Below are 22,849 nucleotides of genomic sequence, written 5' to 3' on the forward strand. Positions count from 1 at the left end.
CCCCAGACCTGCGGCAAGACGTCTGTTTCCGAAGAAACAACCGCCACCGCCGTGAGGGCCAGCCGGATACGAATCCCCGCCAAAAGACGGGCGGCTGGATCACCACCGGAGTGATGACACTGGCACTGTGACACAGGGGAAAGGGCGTGTCAAGGGAGGTATTTGACAGGATGTCGTTTTTACGCTACATTGAGCGTGCCTTACGCCGTGGGTGGTGTTGCGGCAATTGTTGGCCTTTTCCAACAGGAAGGAGTATCCATTGGCAGAACGAGCCAAGCGGCCGCGGTCGGCAAGAGACCGAACGCTGCCGCCCGATGCTGCATCGCTGGAGGCGATGGTGCGGAGCGTTCATCGTGAACTGCTTCAGCGTGCGGAGCACTGCAAGGTGGAGCCGCATGACACGCATGCGCGGCGCGGTTTGCAGACGCTGTTTGAGCAACGCGCGGGTGCGTGGCAGGCGCTGCATGCGCTTGCGCCGGATCGGGCGATGCTGATCGCGCGGGAACTTCGCTGTATCCCGTCGCAATACGCGACGATCGTGCGGGGGGTGGCGCCATGAGGCAATGGTGGCATGACGATCACGGAGTGCGTGATACCGAGAACAGCTTTCTCGTTGTCGAGGCGCGTTTGCATGATCTCCCACGATGGAAGCGCGACCTGCTGGAGCGATGCTCGACGCTGGTATCCAACGCGACGCGTTCGTTGCTGGCGCTCATGGGGCGGCAGCTCACGATCACGAAGGATGTCGCTGACGACACGAAGATCGCATCGGCAGATCTCGCGTGTACCGTTGACGCCGAGCGCGCCGCGCGTATCATGGCGCTGCTCGCGCAGGTGAAGGTGCGCGAAGACACCGGTGAGGTGCTGCCGTTCTCCAACGCGTACCGATTTATCGGATGTGAGCCGATACCGGGAACGAGCCAGTTTCGTGCCGTTGCGCGTCTTGCATGTGGTGAGTGGAAGGAACGTAAAGGGAAGAAGGGCGCGGTTCGCCTCGTCCATGTTTTGTCCAAGATTAACGTCACGACGGGGCTGCAGCAGCTCCTTGGGACCTACGTCGCGTCGTCGCTGTTGCAGAGTATCCCCGCAGCGTTGCGTAGTGGCGTGTGTCAGGAAGTTGGCCAGCAGGTCATGTCGTACATCGGCCAGCTCAATTCATCCCGTGTACGTGGAGAGGTTGCGTTTCCTACCGTGGAGGATCGCGATCCGGTGCGGCGTCGCGCAGCGTACGAGCAGGCGATTGACGTGCTGACGCGGGACCTCACGCCGTTTGCGTACGCACGCGTGCGGGACATGTTTCCCGGCAAGTACGCGGAGGGTGATCCTCACGGCGATCGCATGATCGTGAATGATGAGCGCTGGTTTGCCGTGACGACAACGCCAGAGCCGCATCCGATTCCGCTGTTCGTGGTGCAGGGCGATGCGGTGCGCCTCGTGGAGGGTGCTGCGTCGTTTCCTGCGGGAGCATCAAAGCGCAACCGGCATCGCGGCAACCGCAATGACGATCCCCGTGTCCGTGCGTCCCGTCCGGAGCAGGTCCGGCGGAAGGGAAACACGGATCTCCGGCAGTGGTACGCCATGGTGCCGGTGTTGGATGCGGACGATGCACAGCTGCGACGCATTGTTGCCGAGAAGGCAGATACGCGAGGGCGCGGACTCGATCTCCAATTTCGGCCTTTGCCAATCTCTGGTGCGCAGTCACTGCGGATTCGTGGGCGCGATATGCTCGTGCAGCTTTCGGGTGACCGCGGTCGTCTTGCGCGTGTGTTGCGGAATCCGAATCTGCGTATCGCGTGGAGCAGGATCGTCCGCAAAGGCGCGGAGTGGGTGCTGCAGCTCACCGTGCGCGTGCCGATAGTGGCAGCCGCGAACGATCACAATGTGTTGGGTGTGAGTTTCGGCGTTGATGCCGTGGCGACATGGGTACTGGTAGGTGCGGACGGAGTCGAAGTTCGCACCGGCGCGTTTGCGCCGAACGAGCAGATCCTTGCGTTCCTGCGGGAGAAGCGGCAGTTGGAGTGGGATCAGGCGAAAGGCCGCTGGATTGGTGGCAAGCGGTTTGCGCGGCAGTTGGAGGCAATCGCGCACGGCGTGGTGAATGATCTCCTTGTACTTGCAGAGGAGCACCGCGCGGTGCTCGCACTGGAAGACGTGTCCTGGGTACAGAAAGTTGGTCCGAATCATCAGCAGAACGTTCTATTCACCGCATGGAATTTCGGACAGCTCCGGCGCATTGCGTCGTACAAGTCGCAACTCGTCGGGCGCGGCGATCCGGTGGCGGTATCGGATTACGTCGTCTCATACACGTGTCCGCATTGCGGCGCGTGCAGGAGCGCAAAGCAGAAGCCGGAGCAGGCGACGACGTGGCGTGATGGCGATGCGCTGACGTGCCGCGCGTGCGATTGGCACGGCGTGCTCACGTCGACGGATCGCGCACGGCGCGTGGTAGTGCAGGGTCGAGAGTTCTTGCAGACGCGCTGGCAGCACATCGCCTCCGACACGCAGTAATCATTCCCCCGAACGGGCTAACCGTTCGGGGGAATTTCATGCTTTTGTTGCGGAATAAAGGGTCGGAATAAAGAGGCTAAGTCCATTTCTCGATGGTATGCGGAGTGGCATGACGACGCTGATCGTAGTATGCTGCGTATCGTGAAAGATCGTCACTATGGTCATTGATTGGACCAAAGCATTTAAGCAATATCGGGGGCAATGGGTGGCGTTTGCAGATGATGAGCGCACGGTCGTTGGTCATGGTCGGACCGCGAAATCTGCACTCAAGGCAGCCGAGCGGGGTGGGGCGACAAAGCCCATCCTCATGAAGATGCCATCGAAGCTCGTTCGAAGTAGTAGCGTGTGTCCCGTTCTCGTAGAGTTGTAGCAACCATATTGCGCGATGAAATTCATCCGGACCCTATAGCTAATCGTCCCGATCCTCCGGGGCGGTTAGTATTTTTGATCCTCCCCCTCTCCATGTACTCATGGGGAGGGTCCCGACGCGAGGTCGGGATCCCGGCCTATTTCCTTTGGACTAGAGCGTCGGGGGGAGCGAGAGGGGGAGGGGCGGTATGCGAATGGACAATACCGTTCCTCCCCTCCCTCCCTAGCCCTCCCTCCCCCCCGAGTACGCGGAGAGGGAGGGGATAAGATTCAGTACTCCGTGCGCTTGACCGCTCTCGCGATCGCCGATGCGGCGAGGTGGCCGGTGGACCAGGATGCTTGGAGGTTGAAGCCGCCGGTGAAGCCGTCAATGTCGAGGATTTCGCCAGCGAGGAAGAGGTTGGGGCAGATGAGGGATTCCATGGTGGAGGGGTTCACCTCAGTGCGAGGGATGCCGCCGGCGGTGATAAACTCGTCGCCGGCGCCGCGTTTGATGACGTGGAGTGGGATGGCTTTGAGCCATGCGATGCTCTGGAGGATGTCCTGCTTGCTCACCTCGGCCGCGCGTCGCGTGCCGGGGAGTGTGAGGGTGCGTACGCAGAGCTCGGCGAGGGACTTTGGCACGATGCTCGCGAGGGTGTTGAGGAAGGATTTGGTGGGGTGCGCGGCAGCGGCGTCCGCGATGCGCTCATGGAGCGCTGTTGCGGAGGTGTCGGGGAAGAGATCAATGGAGACCTCGAGCGGATTCGCCGCATCGTACTGCTCGAACGCGACGAGTGACGAGAGGGCGAACACGGCCGGGCCGCTGATGCCTTTGTGCGTGAAGAGGAACGGGCCGGTGAAGGAGAAGCCCGCGCCGCGTTTGGCGGTGATGGTCGCGTTGGAGAATGAGAGGCCGGAGACCTCGGCGGGCCACTGCTCGCGCGTGAAGAAGGCGTTGAGGCCGGGCGCGAGCGGTGTGAGCGTGTGCCCGAGCGCCATCGCGAACGCATACCCGTCGCCCGTGGAGCCGGTGTGTCGGTACGCCTGGCCGCCGGTGGCCAGGATGACGGCATCCACCGCGAGGGGCTGCGGTTGGTTTTTTATCGTGATGGTAAACGGGTGTGCTCCCGACGTGTCGCGGGTGATGCCGACGACGTGCGTGTTGAGCATGACGTGTACGCGTGACGCGCGGAAGAGCGTCTCGAACGCGCGGACGACATCATGACCGTCGTCCGACTGCGGGAAGACGCGGAGGTCCGGCTCGGTCTTCAGAGGAACGCCGTGCGACTCGAACCATGCAACCACCGCTTCCGGCGGGAATGCGTATAGCGCGGACGAGAGGAACTTGCCGCCGCGCGGGTACTTCGTGAGGAGCGTGCGGACGTCTCGGATGCCGGTCGTCACGTTGCAGCGGCCCCCACCGGAGATGATGACTTTCTTCCCGAGTCCGTCATTCCGTTCGAGCAGGAAGATATCGCCCTCGGGATGTTCCGCGAGGAGCGTTGCTGCTGCCATGAGTCCGGCAGCCCCACCACCGATGATTGCGGTGCGCATACTTGTTGGGGTCTCTGCAAGAGTTGGAGGGGCATACCTTCAGGTGGCCACCTCCTCCAGAAAACGTGGAGACCTGAAGGTCTCCGCTACGACGGAACCGTGCGTGGGGAACACCAAAGGATTTTTTTGGCGGTCTCTGTTGCAGTTGTAGCACATTTGACCGTGAAGTCAAGCGCAGGATCGCCGTGGTGGGAGCGAGTTCACCCCCCCCCCGTCGTCTCTGTTGTCGAAAAACTCGACAGATGCCATGGGGGTCTGTTGGCGGGCATCGTATGGTGGGAGTGGACAGTGACGATTGCATGCGGCAATCGGATCGCTCGTTCACAACGGATATCGCGGAGCGAGGCCGGACGCCGGCCAGGAACGCGCTCAGCGAAAGGAGTTTCACCGTGGCAACGCAGATGAAGCAGTGGCAGCTCATGCCGGGTGCAGAAGTTATCGAGGTGGGTGAGGGTGCAGACGCGCAGCGTGCGCTCATCGGTATTCCGCCGTGTCTCAAGCTGTTCTTCCAGAAGAAGGTACCGGCACCGACGACGTTCGTGCTGCCGGAGGAGTTCTTCCGCAAGGGCGTCGTGCAGGTCTGTCTCGAGTTCTTCGTCTACTACTTCCTCTTCGTGCTCGGCAAGGCGTTCGGGAAGCTGCCGGCGGAGGCGAAGCTCGTGGTCATCGGGACCGAGCAGCAGATCGCACGGGCGCAGCGCATCCTCTCGCTCACGCTCTACGGGCCGACTGCCGAGGAGATGCGGAGCTGGAAGCGATCGGTCAACGGGAAGCAGCGACGCACGATGCGGCAGCGCACGGTCGAGCAGCTCCGTCGGTACCGCGCGTGGTTCTCGCCCAAGCAGCCCGGGTTCGCAGCACTCAAGGAGTTCGTCGGGAAGACGAACGAACACGGTCAAGGTCTGCCGACGGCGAGCGCGCTCAAGGCGAGCCAGGTGGCGGTGCAGCCGCTCATCGAGCGGTTCCTCGCAGCCCACGCGGGACTGCGCGACCAGGAAGCGACGCTCGCGGCCTACGAGTTTGCGACGCTCCGCCTCGATGACTTCATTGAGTGGCGGGCGTACGATGCGGACGGCAGAGCACAGTTGCTCGCGGATACGGTGATCACGCGCAACGGGAACGGGACGTTCGACATCACGAACGGTGTCGAGGTGCTGTCGGTCTCCACGAACTTCACCGAGGAGCAAGCCCCGCACCTCATCACGATGTCGCCGCAGCAGGAAGCGGTGGAGCCGGACGTGTTCAAGGTACTCTGCCTGGGCGCGGACTCCGGCTTCGAGATGGAGCATCCCACGACCGGCTTCGCACTGTGCATCAACGGTCAGTGGGCGCTCGTGGACGCACCGGTGTGCGCGAGCTACCTGCTCCAGCAGCACGGCATTGACGCGGCGGACGTTCGGGTCATCCTGGAGACGCACGGGCACGAGGATCACATGGGGAGTGCGATGCACTTCCTCCTCGAGCGGCTCTCCGCCGGTCGGTCGTTCACCTACGTGGCGGCCGAGCCGGTGTACCGGACATGCGTGGCGAAGATCGCCGCGGTACTCGATCGGAGCGAGGAGGAGATTGACCGTCTGCTCTCGCGCGGTGGCGATGCGGCAACGCAAGTTGGTGCGCCGCGCGGCGGGACGATCCGTGTGCAACCCGGCGACTCGTTGCGCCTCCTCGGTGCGACGTGGTCGTTCGCCTACATGGTGCATCCGATTCCCACGACGGGGTTTCGCATCGAGCTCGAGCACGATGGACGGATGTACCGGCTGGCGTACTCTGCGGACCATGCCCCGCGCAAAGGGTTTGCCGGCACCAATGCCATGGCCGCTGCCGGATTCTACGATCCGGAGCACGAGGACCCCTTCCCGCAGCTCGTGCATGGGAACGAGGACCTCGTCCTCTGGGAGGCCGGCGGCACGAACGGCGACCCCATCCATTTCGATGGGCGCGAATGGGAGCTGATGTGCGCCGAGCGTGGTCTCGACGTGCCGGTGTGCTTCATGCACGTGCACCCGCTCCCGCCGGATCTCCGCCACATCGCGCTCGCGCGTCCCGGTTGGGAGCAGACGATCGCGCACGGACAGCACGTGCGCACGGAGGATGCGGTGGCGACGGCGGAAGCGTTGCGCCAGTTCACGCTGGATGATCCCAGCTACTGGTTGGAGCTGCTGCTTCGGCAGGGTTCCGTGCGCCGCTACAGCCCGGGTGCGACGGTCGTCTCGCAGGGTGATGCCGGCGATGCCTGGTACCTCATCCTGCGTGGGACTGCTGCCGTCACCATCTCGGGGACGAAGGTGGGGGAGCTCGGGAGTCACGCGTTCTTCGGTGAGCTCGCGCTCCTCGAGGAGGGCGGGAAGCGTTCCGCGACCGTTCGTGCGGCAGGCGGCCCACTCGTGGTACTCCGTGTTCCGGCTGCTGCGTTCCGCGACTTCGTCCTGGCGAACCAGCTCGGCCCGATGTTCGAGCGGTACTGGCAGCGCGTGGGTTTGCTCCAGAACACGAAGCTGTTCGTGGGATTCCCGCACACGGTGGTGGGGAAGCTCGCGGCGAAGGCGACGCGGCAGGTGTACCGGTCCGGTGAGTCGCTCATCCGTCAGGGGACGGTCGGCGATGAGCTCTTCGTCATCGAAACCGGCGCAGTGCGCATCCTGAAGGATGACGGTCACGGCAACGTCACCATCCTCGGGACAAGCGGTCCCGGTGAGGTGCTCGGCGAGCGCGGCGTGCTCGTCCCGGGCGGCACCCGCACCGCGACGGTCCGTGCGGAGACCGACGTGACGGCGCTCGTGTTGACCACCGATCAGGTCAACGAGATCCTCGCTGGTCAGCTACCCATGCAGCTCCGCATCGTCGCCCTCGCCAAGCAACGCGGCATGCCTGAGCCCCAGCTCTCCGCAGCTGTCGCGTAGCAAGAAGCCCGGTCTCCCCAGAGGGAGGCCGGGCTTTTCCTGATCGTTCGAGAGCTGTCCAACACTTAGTGTTGGACAATTGTGCATCTCACCAACACGGCCAATAGCACTCCGTAAATCCACTCACCGTGAAGCAGCAGCACTCCTGGCATCCCTCGCACGCGCACGTCTGCGCCGCCGCATCATCCCCAAACACCACGGCGGGATCCACGGTGCACTGGTTGAAGCAGTTGAAGATGCCCTCCCCACATCCCCACCCACAGTTCTGGCAGTGTTTGATGCGGCAGAACTCCTCACAGAGCGCCTGCGTGGGAATATCCAAGCAACTCACGAAGCACGCACCCCCCTCGCACCGATTGAGCGGGTAGTCCGCGATGCACACGCGACTGCACTCCCCACAGTTGATCGCATCTCCCTCGAGATCCTCGTCCGCAACGTTGTCCGGAGCCCCGTCGCAGTCATTGTCCACCCCATCGCATGTCTCCTCCCCCCATTCCGCAGGACGCGGTGCATCACAGAACATCCCCTCCCCATCCGGAGTACACGCCCACACCCCCACCGTGGCTTCCTCCCCGCACGCATCCCAGGGAATATCGCACGGTTGCCCCAGAGCAATCGCGTCGCCCGCGTGCCACTCCTCATCCGTCCCTCCGTTGCAGTCGTTATCCAGCCCATCGCACATTTCGGGCATCGGATCGCCCGCAGACACACCGCAGACCACCGCCCGTCCATCCGGCGTACATCCCCACGTCCCCGCGCGCGCACAGGTACCGATCCCCACAACGCAGATGTTCCCGATGCACGGGGATTCCGGAAGATCGGGAGAGCAATCCCTCCACTCCTCTACTTCCTGTCCCTCGGTCACCGCGAGTGTTCCCGCGACGAGATGGCCGTAGTAGGTCTTGTAACCGTTGGGATGCAGGATGCGTACGTAGTTGCCGTACCCAATACCTCCAAAACAGACGGGAGCTGGAGGTAGGCCATCCTGTATCTTTTCGATGATGCCGGCTGCCGCAGCGTGTATTGCGGTCCCATGTGGGAATCCGTAATCAATGGCGTGGTGGTTCGTGTAGCACGTGTAGGCACACGTGATACCGAACACCTCACTACTAGGAAACGAAAGGAATCTCTGTCCCTCAGGGTCTGCCTTGCAAACGGTCGTAACGCTCAGGAGCATTACGACCGTGCAGATCTCGATGATTTTTTTCAGCACGGTCTACCTCCCGTTCGTTTGTGTGATGAGCGCGGTTGCTACCTCGGTGACGACGTTGTCCAGAGCGGCACCCTGCACGATAAACGTTTCACCGCCATCGCTCCATATCAACGCAACCCGTGAAAGCGTTTGACCGTCAGGCGCACCGAGCTCTGTTTCGTACTCGAGTCGCGTCATCTCCTTTCCTGCCAAGCGTACCAATGAACGATCCATCTCGTCGCCGTATCCTGCGATGATGGCATCCTTTTCCACTATGCTTGATGTGATGATGACATCTGCAACGAAATCCGATGACGGATTGATCTGCGCTATGGGTTGCGAGCCAATGGCGACCACATGCGACGTTCCTCGTGCGGTTTCCTCCACATACCACCCCTCCGGATACGGGACACGCAGTCCCAAGGTGGGGCTTTCGTAGGTCTTCCAGGTGATATCGGGTGCATCTGTTCCACCGGTACCAGTATCCTCCGTAGTATCGTTGGGTATATCACCCTCCAAAACCGCAGATCGTCGGAGATCGCAGCCGGCACCGGCGAAGATCATCACGAGCGTTGCGGCAATCAGTACCCGACTCGTTATTCTGTTGTGAATGGACAGCATATTCCTCCTTTGCGTTTGCGGGGTTAGCATACCATGGGTTGGGGTGAATTGCACGCTGTGGGTGGGTTGTACTTGTATGACCGGGATTGCCGCGTCGCTCGATGACTCGCTCCTCGCAATGACAAAAAATGGTAACGCATCTCTACTATAGCAGGTCTCGCGGCATCGTCGCTTGTGGTTTTTTTGGTGATGGAGTAGGTTGGGAGTATCCATTGTTGGCTCGGGCTGTAGCGATGGTGGTATTCGGAAATACCAATACTCCTCGCTCGGTCATGCTCGCGCGCAGACGCGCGGCGCGACGCTCGCTCGTCGGGTCGGTAGCGCGCACATTATGGAAGATGGCTCACTCGGGCTGTAGCTCAGTTGGTAGAGCGCACGGTTCGGGTCCGTGAGGCCGTGGGTTCAAGTCCCGCCAGCCCGAGCGAGCCATCATCTTCTCGTTTGGTCCGTGAGGCCGTGGGTTCAAGTCCCGCCAGCCCGAGCGAGCAATGGAAACGCACCACCCCGCCTTCAGGCGGGGTGGTGCTGTGCGTACGCAGGCGCGATGTCTTACGGATAGTACAGGTAATGGCGGGTTCCGTACTTGAGCGTCGAGTAGTCATCAGCGACCATGTCGGAGCGTTCGCTCACGGCTCCGGTTGCGACAACCCGCTCCACGAAGTGCACTCCGGCACTGTCTTTGTACGAGAGGAGGATGCGGCCGTTCGATGCGTCCACCGCGGTGTTCGCGGCGAGTGTACCGGAGATCGTGCGTGTGAAGGCAACAGTAGGGGAACCGGAGAGTGCGAAGCGGTAGACGGAGATGGTGCTGCCGTTCACGTCGTGCCAGTAGAGTCCGTCATCGCCCGCGAAGATGGCATCGGCGTAGTAGAAGTTCCCGGGGATCGTGCTCGGGTCGATCGTGCCGAGTGTGGCCGTGATCGCGCCGGTTGTGGTGGAGTGCTCGCGGACCGTCACGACGCCATCAATGGTCGCGATGGAGACGAGGCGGTCGCCTGCGCCGTAGAAGTTGCTCCGGTTGACCTCGGTGGACGAGAGCGTGAGCGCGGATGGCGAGGAGCACGATCCGAACGTCGCGCGGGAGAGGACGCCGTTGTCGCGGTAGAAGACGCTGCTCCCGACGATCGCAAGCTCACCTTTGAGGTTTGTCGGGCCCTGGAGCGAGCAGGAGGTGAGTGCTGCGCCGGTGACGGGATTGTGCTGCGCGACGGTCTGCGGGCCACCGTTCGTGCTCGTGGTGCCCTCAACGCTGTACATCTTGCCGCTGTTCGTCACGCCGTAGATGCGGCGCTGCGCGTAGCTCGCGGAGGAGGTGTCCTCGATGACCGTCACCGCATCCGTGGCGGGAACGATACGCGCGAGCGCGTAGTTCGTGGTCTCGAGCGTGAGCGTGAAGCCCGTCGTAGGCGCGTCGGAGCCCTCGGTAAAACTCCAGACGTTGTGGTTGGCCGCCCACGCGCTCGCGACGTTCGTGGCGAGGAGGATGAACGATCCGCTCGGCGCGATGTCGCTCGCGGTGGTCGTGGGTGCGGGTGTCGGTGCCGGTGCTGGTGTCGGTTCCGGTGTCGGTGCTGGCGTGGGAGCAGGCGCAGGAGCCGGTTCAGGCGTTGGGGCCGGTGTCGGAGCAGGTGTTGGCTCCGGTTCAACAATAGCCACAAGCGGTGCCGGCTCAGGGGCCGGTGCTGGTGCGGGTTCCGGCGGTGGCGTCGGTTGTGTGGGAGTGACGACTGCGATACCGCCAGAGATCCCCTTATCCACACTGATCGTCGTCGCGTTCTTCATGGCGTACTGCGGATCAAACGCACTCGCGCTCGCAATACTCGCGCCGACCTTGTAGTTCACGAAGAACGGATCCGGTACGTCGTCAATCTTCGTATTCCAGTCCGTGTCGTAGAGTGCAATCGCCGCCGCCTCGGTTTCGATCCAACGGAGCGTGCCGCCGGCATCCACGGCGTATACCTTGGGGTCTGTCGTGATTTTCACCATCTTCACCCCCGGCTTGTACGTGACATTGCCGCCGAGCGGGATGCTCCCGAGCGTCGCATCATCAATCGTGATGACATCCGCGAAGTCGCGGTACCAGCTGAAGTACGTCTTGCTGTTTGGGAAGACGTAGCGTTTCCCGTCGTGTCCGTAGTAGTATACGGACGGTTGGCTCGCCTTGATCAGCTCGCCGCCGCTGAGCATTAGAGGCGAGAGCGCGTGCGCCGGACGCGCGATGAAAACGATCGCGAGCACGGTGAGGAACAGGAGGAGCCAGTGGACGCGGAGAGCCGGCAGGGTTGCAGGAGTGTGCATACGCGAGTACGTTAGAGGAGGAGTCAGCCACAGTATACCAGATACCCATGGGGACAATCCTCAAGAAAGTGCTCGGTGACCCCAATGCGCGGGTTCTCAAGCAACTTCAGCCGTTGGTGGATAAGATCAACGCCCTCGAACCGCAGTTCGAGGGTTTGGATGCTGTCGGTTTGCGTGCACAGACGGATACCTTTCGGCAGCGGCTTGCGGGAGGGGAACCGCTCGACGCGCTGCTTCCCGAGGCGTTCGCGTGCGTGCGTGAGGCGGCGAGGCGTACGCTCGGCCAGCGTCACTTTGACGTGCAGCTCCTCGGTGGTATCGTGCTCCATCGCGGCAGCATCGCGGAGATGAAGACGGGAGAAGGAAAGACGCTCACCGCGACGCTCGCCGTCTACCTCAACGCGCTCGCCAGCCGAGGCGTCCACGTCGTCACGGTGAACGACTACCTCTCACGGCGCGACGCAGCGTGGATGGGGCGGGTATTCGCGGCACTCGGTGTGACGACCGCATGCATCAGTCACCAGGAAGCGTTCCTCTACGATGCGGAGCACCATCGCGCACCACAGGATGATGACCATGCGTCCGTGAGCGCGGCGGACACGACGGAGGTGTTCAAGGTGGAGCACGACTTCCTCCGTCCGATCACGCGCGCGGAGGCCTACGCGGCGGACATCACGTACGGCACGAACAATGAGTTTGGGTTTGACTTCCTGCGCGACAACATGGTGATGGATCGCGCGACCATGGTGCAGCGCGGTCATCCGTACGCGATCGTGGACGAGATTGACTCCATCCTCATTGACGAGGCGCGCACGCCGCTCATTATTTCTGCACCGGCAGAGGAGTCCGGCGAGGAGTATCGCACGTTCGCGCAGTTCATCAATACACTGCAACCGGACGAGCATTACGCCGTGGACGAGAAACTTCGCGCCGCGACGCTCACGGAAGAGGGGATCATGGCCATGGAGCGGCTGCTCAAGGTGCAGAACCTCTACGCCGAAGGCACGAAGCTCGTCCACCACCTCGAGCAGGCACTCCGCGCGGCGGTGGTGTACCAGTGCGACCGCGACTACGTCGTCCAGCATGGCGAGGTCATCATCGTGGATGAGTTCACCGGTCGCCTCATGCATGGCCGTCGCTACGCCGAGGGGCTCCATCAGGCCATCGAGGCAAAGGAGGGTGTCGCAATCCAGCGCGAGTCGCAGACGCTCGCGACGATCACGTTCCAGAACTACTTCCGCATGTACGAGAAGCTCGCCGGCATGACCGGCACGGCCGAGACCGAGGCCGAGGAGTTCTCCAAGATCTACGGACTCGAGGTGGTGGTCGTGCCGACGAACCGTCCGCTCGTGCGCGCGGATCGCACCGACCGCATCTACCGCACCGAGGACGCAAAGCTCCGCGCGGTTGTGGAGGAAGTGCGCGCGGCGCGCGAGCGCGGCCAGCCGGTGCTCCTCGGGACAATCTCCATCGAGAAGAACGAAGTGCTCGATGGATGGCTCACGCGCGCCGACATCCCGCACGAGACGCTCAACGCGAAGCAGCATGAGCGTGAGGGAGAGATCATCGCGCAGGCAGGGCATCCGGGCGCGGTCACGCTCGCGACGAACATGGCCGGCCGCGGCGTGGACATCATCCTCGGCGGCAACCCGCCGGATCGCGACGCGCAGCACGCGGTACTCGAACAGGGCGGGCTCTACGTCATTGGCACCGAGCGGCACGAGTCCCGTCGCATTGACAACCAGCTCCGCGGCCGCGCAGGACGCCAGGGCGACGCGGGGGGATCGGTGTTCTTCGTTTCGCTCGACGACGCGCTCATGCGCATCTTTGGTGGTGAGCGGCTCAAGGCGGTGATGACGCGACTTCGCGTGCCGGATGACGTCCCCATCGAGCATCGCGTCATCGGAAAGCAGATCGAGGCGGCGCAGCGCAAGGTGGAGCACCACCACTTTGACGCGCGCAAGCACCTCCTTGAATACGATGACGTGCTCAACCGTCACCGCGAGGTCGTGTACCGCAAGCGGCGCGAGCTCCTCGACGCGGCGGATGTCCTGCCGATCGTGGAGGTGATGATCGCGGGGCAGGCCGAGCAGCTCGTGGCGGCGTACACACCGAGCGAGTCGTCACACACCTGGGACCTCGACGAACTCCAGCGGCAGGCAGCGGCAGTCATTCCGCTCGCGGCGATTATCGCACCACGCCCCGAGGATGAGCAGGCCGCACGCGCACCGACGAAGCTCGATGCCGTCATCGCGCGCCATCACCTCGTGGAGCAGATCCTCGACGGCGCGCGTCGCAGCATCGCCGAGCTCCGTTCGCGTGTGGAGAGCGAGGAACGGTTCCAGTCCATCGCGCGTGCGATCGCGCTCCGTGCGATTGACCAGCTCTGGATCGAGCACCTCGACGCGATTGAACACCTTCGGAAGGGGATCGGGCTGCGCGGCTACGGCCAGCGCGATCCGCTCGTCGAGTACAAGCGCGAGTCCTACACGCTCTTCACGGGACTCCTCGCGTTCATCGAGCACGACACCGTCCGCGCGCTCTTCCACGTCATCCCCGCCGCAATGCAGGTGGAGTCCATCTTTGCACATCGCGGTGTCTCGCTCTCCGGTGCGGCGAAGACCATGGAGCGGGGACGCGATGCCCTCCACCTCGCTCCCGAGGGAGCCGAGGAGCGCAGTGACGATGCCCCGCGCACGGTACAGCCCCCCAAGCGCCTCGCCGACGCGCACGTCGTTGATGACACCGGTGCCACCCGCATCGGCCGCAACGACCCCTGCTCCTGCGGGAGCGGCAAGAAGTACAAGAAGTGCCACGGGGCGTAGGTGCGTATAGGGGTGGACGTGCATCGGCTCTGGTCGAAAACCTCACCCCCCTACCTTGCGCCCGCCGAATGGCGCGGTACTATGGTGGAAAGCAGGGCCTCTCGCGCCCCTGCTGCTCATGTTTTCCGTACGCTATGGCTGTGATCTTCGAGAAACGATCAAGGAAGTGGTGGGTGTTCGGCCTCCTCGCGCTCATCGTTGCGGGGGCCGCGTGGTATGTGCGTCCCACGCAGGACGCGCCGTTTCGATTGGGGTTAGACCTCAAGGGTGGAACGCACCTCGTGTACGAGGCGGACACGAGCGCGCTCGTGGATACCGATGTGGCGTCGGCGATGGCTGGCGTGCGCGATGTCATCGAGCGACGCGTGAACGCATTGGGCGTTGCGGAGCCGCTCGTGCAGCTCACGGACGCTGACGGGGAGTACCGACTCATCATCGAGCTCGCGGGTGTGTACGACACGGCCGCGGCCATCGAGGCGATCGGGAAGACGCCGGTGCTCGAGTTCCGCGAACAGCGCGCGACGCCACTCACGCTCACGGACGAGCAGGAGGACGTACTCGACGCTCTCAATGACACGGCACGCGAGCGCGCGACGGAATTCCTGGAGCAGGCGCGCGAACTCGACGCGGAGGGATTCGCCGCGCTCGCACGTGAGCACTCCGATGACCCGGGCTCCGCGCCAAGCGGCGGCGACCTTGGCTGGTTCCAGCGCGAGACGATGGTCGAGCCGTTCGCGGATGCCGTGTTCGATGATCTCGCAGTGGACGAGATGGGCGATGCGCTCGTGGAGTCCGACTTCGGCTGGCACGTCATCCTCAAGACCGGCGAGCGCGAGGTGGAAGCATCAGCAAACGTGGAATTGGGCGGCATCACCGCGATTGGCGAAAACGGTCAGCCCGTGGCAATAGACGTGCAGAGTGGAGGAGGGGACGCCGGAGCCGCGCCGGAGATGGTGACCGAGGCGCGCGCATCGCACCTCCTCATCCGCAAGCACCACGCGCGGGAGCTCCTGGGCATCGACGCCGATTGGGCGAACACCGAACTCGGCGGCGCGCACCTCACGAGCGCGTACCTCGCATTTGATAACACATCCGGTCAGCCCATCGTCTCGCTTGAGTTCGACAGCGAGGGTGCAGACCTGCTCGCGGCGATCTCGGAGCGCAACGTGGGGAAGCCGCTCGGTATCTTCATTGACGGTATGTCGCCGATAGATGAGAACGGCGACGGTAGCATTGACGCGTTCGATATCTACGCGCCGACGATCCAGGAGAAGCTCACCGGCGGGTCCGCGGTCATCAGTGGGAACATGACGGTCGCGCGCGCAAAGCTCCTTGCGTCCAACCTCCAGGCCGGCGCGCTGCCGGTACCGATCACGATCATCGCGCAGACGACCGTGGGACCAACGCTCGGGCAGCAGTCCATTGACGCGAGCGTCACGGCGGCGTTGGTGGGGTTCGCGGTCGTCGCGCTGTTCATGCTCGCGTACTACCGCCTCCCGGGCCTCGCATCGGTCATCGCGCTCGTCGCGTACGTCGTCCTCGTCCTCGCGACGCTCAAGGCACTGTCGGCGACGCTCACGCTCGCAGGCATCGCGGGATTCATCATGTCCCTCGGTATGGCGATGGATGCGAACGTGCTCATCAGTGAGCGGTTGCGCGAGGAGCTCCAACGCGGACGGTCGCTCCTCGATGCGGTGGATACCGCGTTCGCGCGCGCGTGGGCGCCCATCCGCGACGCGAACGTCACCACGCTCATCACCTCGCTCCTCCTCGCAACGTTCTCCACGAGCGTCGTGAAGGGATTTGCCGTCACACTCACCATCGGCGTCATCGTGAGCGTCTTCTCGTCCATGGTCATCACGCGCGCCGTCATGCGCGTGCTCGCGGGGAAGGGGAAGCAGCCGCAATGGCTCTACGGAGTGACGCGGAAGGTTGATTGAACGCCACACTATGATTGACATCAACGGACAACGCACCCGCTGGTTCAGCATCTCGATTGCACTCGTCGCGCTCTCGATTGTGGCCGTTGGCGTGTGGGGGCTGAATATCGGCATTGACTTCACTGGTGGCACACTCATGGAGCTCGCCTTCACCGGCGAGCGTCCGGACGCGCCTGCGCTCGTGGCCGAGATGAGCGTGCTCGGTGCCGAGCGCGTGAAGGTGCAGACCGCGGGCGAGCACAGCATGATCGTCCGCGGCGCGCCGTTCTCGCAGGAATTCCACGAGCAAGTCGTCGCCGCGTTCGACGGGCGCGCTACGGAGGTGCGGTACGAGCTCATCGGTCCCACGATCGGCCGTGAGCTTACGCGGAAGACGCTCATCGCCATCGCGCTCGCGCTCATCGCCATCGTCCTCTATGTCGCATGGGCATTCCGGAAAGTGAGCGGTGAGCTCGCGTCGTGGAAGTACGGCGTCGTCGCGATTCTCGCGCTCCTCCATGACGTCATTATCCCCATCGGCGTGTTCGCCGTGCTCGGGAAATTCCTCAACGTGGAGGTGGACGCGGCGTTCATTGCTGCTGCGCTCACGATCATCGGGTACTCCGTGAATGACACGATCATCATCTTTGACCGCGTGCGCGAGAACCTCGCCACGACGCACGGCAAGAGTTTTGGCGAGATCGTGAACCTGAGTGTGAATCAGACGTTCGCCCGCTCCCTCAACACGACCCTCACGACGTTCCTCGCCCTCCTCGCCGTGTTCTTCTTTGGCGGCGCATCGCTCCGGTACTTCGCGCTCGCACTCCTCATCGGCATCGGCGTTGGCGCCTACTCCTCCATCTTCATCGCCGCGCCACTCCTCGCCGTGTGGAAGGAGCGCGAGTGAGTGCATCCTCGCGTGATTTCGATGAGTTTTTTCTCTCTGTTGCGTTTCGTTCGCAATGACACGGGGATGGAGTACGACTACCCCCTGTCATTGCGAGGAAGTCCCGAGGCAAGCTCGGGATTCCGGCTTGCTTCCATCTCGCAACGTCGGAATCCACGACCGAAGCAATCCCGGCCATAAACAGACCCACCCCACCCCGCAGCACGCGCACTCGTCCTGTGGTGACCGGGATTGCCACGGCTCTCGCGGACTCGTTCCTCGCAATGACAAGGGATGGAGCGTCCTCCTCTCTTCGGTGTCATTGCGAGGAGTCCGCGACGCGGCAATCCCGGTCATGAACACACAAACCCGACAGCAGCCGCCATCCTTGACAGGATGGTGGTTTTGTGGTATGGTTGTCCCGTGGAGATATTCTCGAACATTCACAAATGAGTGATCTGAACGATCACGGAACCTTACGGTGACGGGGCGTTGTCCCTGTCAGGAAGGGAGATGGCAGTGTTCGATGCCTTGAAGCGATTCGTGAAGAACATCCGGTTTCTCGGGCGCGTGTGCGTCGTGGAGCAGGCACAGCGAGATGATATCTTTGCCACGCCGCTCCGCGCCGCGGAGCTCCTCGCGCGCGCTCGAGAGCGGGCAACGGCGCGTGCGCACGGTGGGCATGACCGTACGGAGTGTGGGTGGTGCAGACGGCTCGCGGAGGTAGAGATCATCCGGCCGGGCATGCCGTACACCACCGCTACTTCGGTCATCCTGTGGGCAACGCTCATCGGGGTTCTCGTCCCATCGGTTTTCTGGCAGGTCGTGGTGCTCGGTGCGATCTTGACCTGCATCGGCGGTATCGGTGCAGATATCTTCGATGCGGAGAATAACACTAATGTCGTCGTCGTTCGGGCGGTCACCACGGTGCCACTCCTGATCATCGTACCCGCGCTCACGATCCTCCATCGCGTCATCGCTCACCCACTGTACGCGATCGCGCGTGCATGGCGGCGGTTCAAGCGCGGGACCACATGCGCGCGGTGCGTGAGGTGGAAACCGATCGCTCATCTGAAGGAGCTGTTGGGCTGGTCGGTGGCTGGAGCGGTGGGTATAGCCATAACTACATTGATCATCAAGACGCATCCTGATGGATCAAAGCTACCTGAGTGGATCTCCGTAGTCGCCCTCTGCGCGTTCCTCGTCGCCACTGCTGGCGGGTTAATCGGCATCGCCCCGCTCCTCATCGGGTGCTTCTTCCGTTCCTGCCGTCGCCTCTTCCACCGACACGCGGTTTCCGCTGCGGTGCCTGCGAGCATCGCCGCAGCACCGGGCGAGCAACAGCTCGTCGCCGAGTACCTCCGCTACGAGATCGAACGCGAGCGTGCGGTGTGGGTGGGCGATTACAGCCCATGCAGCCGCGCGCGTGTGATCCTCGCTCTGGAGCACAATCGCGTGGTGGATCTCCTTGCCATTGGTCAGCGCAAGCTTGACGCAGCGAAGGATCGTGGCGAGGAACCACGCATGGTGGTCACCGCCACGGTGGAGCAGCTCACCATGCGTCGGGATGAGTACGAGGAACGCTTTCGCAAGATCGCCGCGTACCTCGCGGCGGCAGGTGCCGAGTTCGACACCGCCCTGGCGTACGTGGATCGCATCATCGAGCCCATGGAGGACCGCGACTACGCTCGTGCCGCCGCGCCGCTCCTCGGCCGTGCGGACGAGATTCTCGCCATGGCAGACCGCGTCATCGAGGAGCAGACCGAGGCGTTGTGCTTGCGCATGGCGCACATCCGCGCCTCGCTCACGACCGTCCTCCAGGACGCCGAGTTCGACACCGCGCTCGCCGCGGCAACGAGCGACGCCCACGAGATCACAGCCCTCGAGAACGCCGCCGACCGGCTCCGCGTCCCGGAGCAGTCCGCTGCGCAATCCCAACGCGCCATGCCCACGGCACAACTCGTGTCGCACTGATGCCCCAGAGATCCTCGCTCCCACCACGGGAGCGAGGATCTTCTCTTTTGGGGGTTTCCTCCATGAGGAGGGCGGGCATAAAGCACCGCCCCTACGCCACCCACGCACAGGGCAGTGGTGCACATCATTATCGAGTTGCGTGCGGCACCGTAGGGGAGGGGTTTACCCCCTCCCATTCCTGCTCCGCCGCCGTCACCATCATGTCATTGCGAGGAGTCCTCACAATGACACAGGAGTGTCGTTTTGTGCTATACTACTCTCGTGTGTTGACCATTGGACCGTTCACCATCAACCTCATGCCGCTCCTCGCTGTCGCGGATGATCCGCTTGCGACGGCTCTTTTCCTGTTGACGAACGGCGGATGGATTGTGTTCCTCGTGTTTTTCCTCTGGATGGCGAAGCACTTGTGGTACGAGCACGCGCAGGGGCACTTCATTGAGCACCAGCTCCGCCCGGTGCTCCTGGCCATTGATGTGCCCAAGCGTAGCGTGCAGACGCCGAAGGGCGTCGAGAACATCTTTGCCCACCTCGCGGGCGCGCATGGGAGCTCCAACCGACGCGAGCAGCACCTGCAGGGTAAGATTCAGGAGTGGTTTTCCCTCGAGATCGTCTCTATTGACGGCTACATCCGATTCCTCGTGTGGTCGTGGGACAAGTACCGCGATCTCGTGGAGACCGCCATCTACGCGCAGTACACGGACGCACAGATCACCGAGGTGCAGGACTACACGCGGGACGTGCCGCACCTCTACCCCAATAGCGAGTGGGACCTCTGGGGGACGGACTTCGTTTTCACGAAGAACCAGGCCTACCCGCTTCGTACGTGGGAGGAGTTTGAGCACAAGGGTCAGAAGGACGAGCCGTTCAAGGACCCGCTCGCTGCCACGCTGGAGAGCATGGCGCGCTTGTTGCCTGGGGAGCAAATTTGGATGCAGATCCTCCTCATCCCCATTGATCAGAAGTGGCAGGGCAAGGCGATGGAGGTGGTGAAGAAACTCATCGGTGCCAAGATTCCCGTGAAGAAGAACATGATGGATAAGGCGCTGGAAATAACCGGTAGCATCGTCACGCCGATTCTTGAGCAGACCATCGGATTCGGTCCGACCGAGGCGGAGAAGAAGAACGATGGGCCGGAGAGCAAGATTCTCTTCCTGTCGCCTGGCGAGCGCATGGCCGTCGAGGCCATTGAGAAGAAGGCGGGTAAGATCGGATTCCGCGTGAAGCTCCGTACGATCTATGTGGGACGGAAGGACGTTTTCAAAAAGCAGCACGGTGCGCACGCGATCATCGGTGCGATCAAGCAGTATAATACGAACGACCTCAACGCGCTCAAGCCGGACTTCAAGAATGTCGGCCCGAGCTCGCTCTGGCTGTTCAAGGACTACCGGAACAACCGTCGGAAGACGAAGGTCGTGAAGGCCTACAGTGCACGGAGCGCCGCGGTTGGCATGCCCACGTACGTCATGAACATCGAGGAGCTCGCGTCCATCTGGCACTTCCCGACCGAAGCCGTCCACGCGCCACTCATCATGAAGACCGAGGCGAAGCGTGCGGTGCCACCCACCGGATTGCCGGTGGAGCGGACGTTCGCGGCGCCTGCTCGTCCGCCATCAGATGCGAAGGAGCCGCCGAAGGTCACCGCACCGGAAGGCCTGCCGATTGTTCCGTAGCACCTATGCCACCACTCTCACCCTACAATCACGATCACGACAACGAGGTTGCGCCATTCGCGCAGACGAACTTTCGCGGGAAGACGCAGCGCTTTGGCATCAAGACCGACGACCGTCGTCGGCATATGTACCTCATTGGGAAAACCGGCATGGGGAAGACCTCCGTGCTCGAGCAGCTCATCTACCATGACATCCAAGCCGGGCATGGGGTGGCGTACATTGACCCGCACGGTGATACCGCAGACCTCCTCCTCGATTACATTCCGCCGCACCGCATCAATGACGTCGTCTACTTCAATCCTTCGGACCTCGATTGGCCTGTCGCGTTCAACGTGCTCGAGAGTCAGAGTGAAACACAGAAGCACCTCGTCGCATCAGGACTCATCGGCATTTTTAAGAAAATTTGGGCGGATTCCTGGGGACCGCGGCTCGAGTATGTGCTGCGGAACGCCATCCTCGCGCTCATGGACTACCCGGGGACCACGCTGCTCGGCATCATGCGTATCCTCGTGGACAAGGAGTACCGTCGCAAGGTGGTGGCCATGGTCCATGACCCCGTCGTGAAGTCATTCTGGGTGGATGAGTACGCACGATATCCCGACAAGTTCCAGACCGAGGCCATTGCGCCGATTCAGAACAAGGTCGGGCAGTTCTTGAGCTCGCCGCTCGTTCGCAATATCGTGGGACAGACGAAGTCCACGATCTTGCTGCGCGACATCATGGACAATCGGAAGATCCTCATCATGAACCTCGCAAAGGGTGGCGTGGGCGAGGACAACTCTGCACTCCTCGGTGCCATGATGGTGACGAAGATATACCTCACCGCGATGGAGCGCGTGGACATGCCGGAGAACCTCCGCCAGGACTTCTACCTCTACGTGGACGAGTTTCAGAACTTCGCGACGGATTCGTTCGCGGATATTCTCTCCGAGGCGCGTAAGTACCGCCTCAACCTCATCATCGCGCACCAGTACGTTGGTCAGCTCATGACCGAGACCTCCACGCGCGTGCGCGACTCGGTGTTTGGAAACGTTGGGACGATTGTCGCGCTCCGCGTTGGCGCGCAGGATGCGGAGTTCCTTGAGCCGGAGTTCACGCCGGTGTTTGAGCTTGAGGATCTCGTGAACATTCCAAAGTGGAGCATGTACCTCAAGCTCATGATCAGCGGTATCTCGTCCGAGCCATTCTCCGCGAATACCATGCTCCCGATCGCCATGCAGTACCCGAAGACCGGCAATCGCGAGAAGGTCATCCGCGTGTCGCGGGAGCGGTGCGCGACACCGCGCGCGGAGATCGAGATGAAGATCGCGAAGTGGACGGGCATGCTCAAAGAGACGAGTGAAGACGCCGCCGATGACGACGCGGTGTCGGGTGATGCTCGCGTGGCGCGCGATCGGGCAAAGGAGATCACGAAGGACATCCCGAAGCACACGGAGGGGGAAGGCGGCGGATGGATGCGTGAGGCGGCACGGGCGAAGTCCGCGAGCGTGGGCGCGGAGGGCGGCGCGAAGCGGCCCGCGCCGCGCATCGTCGAGTGTGCGTCCTGTGGTGGAGGCGCGACGGTGTTCTTCCAGCCACGCCCTGGGCAGAAGGTACTCTGCGAGAACTGCCTGCGCGCGGAGAAGGAGAAGAAGAAGATGGCAGAGCTGGAGGCCACGCGGAGGTCCAAGCGTCCTGCTGCGGATGGAGCGGGAGCAAAGCGACCGGAGTCGGGCGTGAGGAGGGAAGCGCCAAAGGCACGAAGTCCGCGACCGCCATCTGCTCCCGCGCGCGGAGGAACCCGCGCCGGTGCCGGCAGCCGCGACGCTCGCCCACCGCGACGCGACCCGCAACCGAGACCGGCACCGTCCACCATGGACGACGGCGCACCCATCACACGCGGCGGAGCCAGCAGCGGCAAGGAACTCTCACTCGGCGACCTCCTGAGCGATACGCCCAAGCGCGATGAGGAGAAGGAGGAGTAGGACACACACCACCTCTCCCACTTCGCTAAATCTTCGCGGGATTTGTCGCTCCCCCTCAAGTTCTCCGTCATTTCGGGCGAGTCCCATCCCCCTTTCGTCATTTCGAGCGAAGCGGTAGCGGAGTCGAGAAATCTCATCGAGCAGTAGGATGTTGCCTATACTGTTGAACGAGATTTCTCCACTCCCT

The 22,849-nt window shown here is 62.7% G+C and carries 13 protein-coding genes and 1 tRNA gene; 10 read left to right on the forward strand and 4 right to left on the reverse strand.

The annotated features are described in order from the left end of the window. The first annotated feature begins 259 nt into the window (after positions 1-259). Positions 260-559 carry a hypothetical protein gene (locus Q7S96_01635; protein ID MDO8462957.1) on the forward strand — a complete coding sequence of 100 codons (300 nt, stop codon included), beginning with the start codon at positions 260-262 and terminating at the stop codon, positions 557-559. Between the two features lie 68 nt (positions 560-627). Then, on the forward strand, positions 628-2,508 hold the full coding sequence (locus tag Q7S96_01640) for a hypothetical protein (GenBank protein MDO8462958.1): 1,881 nt from the start codon (positions 628-630) through the stop codon (positions 2,506-2,508). A gap of 639 nt (positions 2,509-3,147) precedes the next feature. Here the strand turns inward: Q7S96_01640 and Q7S96_01645 are convergent. Continuing rightward, entirely contained in the window at positions 3,148-4,413 is a 1,266-nt protein-coding gene (locus tag Q7S96_01645) for an aminoacetone oxidase family FAD-binding enzyme (GenBank protein ID MDO8462959.1), read from the reverse strand. Positions 4,414-4,685: 272 nt separating this feature from the next. On the opposite strand from Q7S96_01645, the gene Q7S96_01650 reads away from it, so the two are divergent. Continuing rightward, a complete protein-coding gene (locus tag Q7S96_01650; GenBank protein MDO8462960.1) occupies positions 4,686-7,313 on the forward strand; it encodes a cyclic nucleotide-binding domain-containing protein in 2,628 nt (875 codons plus the stop codon). Positions 7,314-7,401: 88 nt separating this feature from the next. Here the strand turns inward: Q7S96_01650 and Q7S96_01655 are convergent, their stop codons facing one another. Both Q7S96_01655 and Q7S96_01660 read right to left on the reverse strand, forming a co-directional pair. After that, positions 7,402-8,415, reverse strand: a complete 1,014-nt coding sequence (locus Q7S96_01655; GenBank protein MDO8462961.1) for a M23 family metallopeptidase — start codon at positions 8,413-8,415, stop codon at positions 7,402-7,404. Positions 8,416-8,529: 114 nt separating this feature from the next. Then, positions 8,530-9,126 carry a hypothetical protein gene (locus Q7S96_01660; GenBank protein MDO8462962.1) on the reverse strand — a complete coding sequence of 199 codons (597 nt, stop codon included), beginning with the start codon at positions 9,124-9,126 and terminating at the stop codon, positions 8,530-8,532. 348 nt (positions 9,127-9,474) lie between these two features. Between Q7S96_01660 and Q7S96_01665 the strand changes: the two genes are divergently transcribed. Next, a tRNA-Pro gene (locus tag Q7S96_01665) sits at positions 9,475-9,547 on the forward strand. 128 nt (positions 9,548-9,675) lie between these two features. Here Q7S96_01665 and Q7S96_01670 read toward each other — a convergent pair. Next, positions 9,676-11,424 (reverse strand): hypothetical protein, encoded by a 1,749-nt coding sequence (locus Q7S96_01670; GenBank protein MDO8462963.1) that lies wholly within the window; start codon positions 11,422-11,424, stop codon positions 9,676-9,678. Between the two features lie 47 nt (positions 11,425-11,471). On the opposite strand from Q7S96_01670, the gene secA reads away from it, so the two are divergent. From secA to Q7S96_01700, 6 genes are all read left to right on the forward strand, one after another. Continuing rightward, entirely contained in the window at positions 11,472-14,249 is a 2,778-nt protein-coding gene (gene secA / locus Q7S96_01675; protein ID MDO8462964.1) for a preprotein translocase subunit SecA, read from the forward strand. 134 nt (positions 14,250-14,383) lie between these two features. After that, positions 14,384-16,189, forward strand: a complete 1,806-nt coding sequence (secD, locus tag Q7S96_01680; GenBank protein MDO8462965.1) for a protein translocase subunit SecD — start codon at positions 14,384-14,386, stop codon at positions 16,187-16,189. 10 nt (positions 16,190-16,199) lie between these two features. Further along, a complete protein-coding gene (secF, locus tag Q7S96_01685) occupies positions 16,200-17,075 on the forward strand; it encodes a protein translocase subunit SecF (GenBank protein ID MDO8462966.1) in 876 nt (291 codons plus the stop codon). 492 nt (positions 17,076-17,567) lie between these two features. Next, the gene (locus Q7S96_01690) at positions 17,568-19,028 is read left to right on the forward strand and encodes a hypothetical protein (GenBank protein ID MDO8462967.1); all 1,461 of its coding nucleotides are present in this window, start codon (positions 17,568-17,570) and stop codon (positions 19,026-19,028) included. Positions 19,029-19,291: 263 nt separating this feature from the next. Next, positions 19,292-20,698, forward strand: coding sequence for a hypothetical protein (locus Q7S96_01695; GenBank protein ID MDO8462968.1), 1,407 nt, complete (start codon positions 19,292-19,294; stop codon positions 20,696-20,698). A 5-nt stretch (positions 20,699-20,703) separates the two neighbouring features. Then, positions 20,704-22,662 (forward strand): type IV secretion system DNA-binding domain-containing protein, encoded by a 1,959-nt coding sequence (locus Q7S96_01700; protein ID MDO8462969.1) that lies wholly within the window; start codon positions 20,704-20,706, stop codon positions 22,660-22,662. The last annotated feature ends 187 nt before the right edge of the window (positions 22,663-22,849 follow it).

It is taken from the genome of bacterium, assembly GCA_030647005.1.
Classification (GTDB): Bacteria; Patescibacteriota; Patescibacteriia; order JACPHY01; family JACPHY01; genus JAUSKG01.

Bases quoted from the DNA above. Each gene is read 5' to 3' on its own strand.
- Q7S96_01645 (MDO8462959.1), bottom strand. From the start codon at position 4,413: ATGCGCACCGCAATCATCGGTGGTGGGGCTGCCGGACTCATGGCAGCA.
- Q7S96_01650 (MDO8462960.1), top strand. From the start codon at position 4,686: ATGGTGGGAGTGGACAGTGACGATTGCATGCGGCAATCGGATCGCTCG.
- Q7S96_01660 (MDO8462962.1), bottom strand. From the start codon at position 9,126: ATGCTGTCCATTCACAACAGAATAACGAGTCGGGTACTGATTGCCGCA.
- Q7S96_01670 (MDO8462963.1), bottom strand. From the start codon at position 11,424: ATGCACACTCCTGCAACCCTGCCGGCTCTCCGCGTCCACTGGCTCCTC.
- secA (MDO8462964.1), top strand. From the start codon at position 11,472: ATGGGGACAATCCTCAAGAAAGTGCTCGGTGACCCCAATGCGCGGGTT.
- secD (MDO8462965.1), top strand. From the start codon at position 14,384: ATGGCTGTGATCTTCGAGAAACGATCAAGGAAGTGGTGGGTGTTCGGC.
- secF (MDO8462966.1), top strand. From the start codon at position 16,200: ATGATTGACATCAACGGACAACGCACCCGCTGGTTCAGCATCTCGATT.
- Q7S96_01690 (MDO8462967.1), top strand. From the start codon at position 17,568: ATGGCAGTGTTCGATGCCTTGAAGCGATTCGTGAAGAACATCCGGTTT.
- Q7S96_01700 (MDO8462969.1), top strand. From the start codon at position 20,704: ATGCCACCACTCTCACCCTACAATCACGATCACGACAACGAGGTTGCG.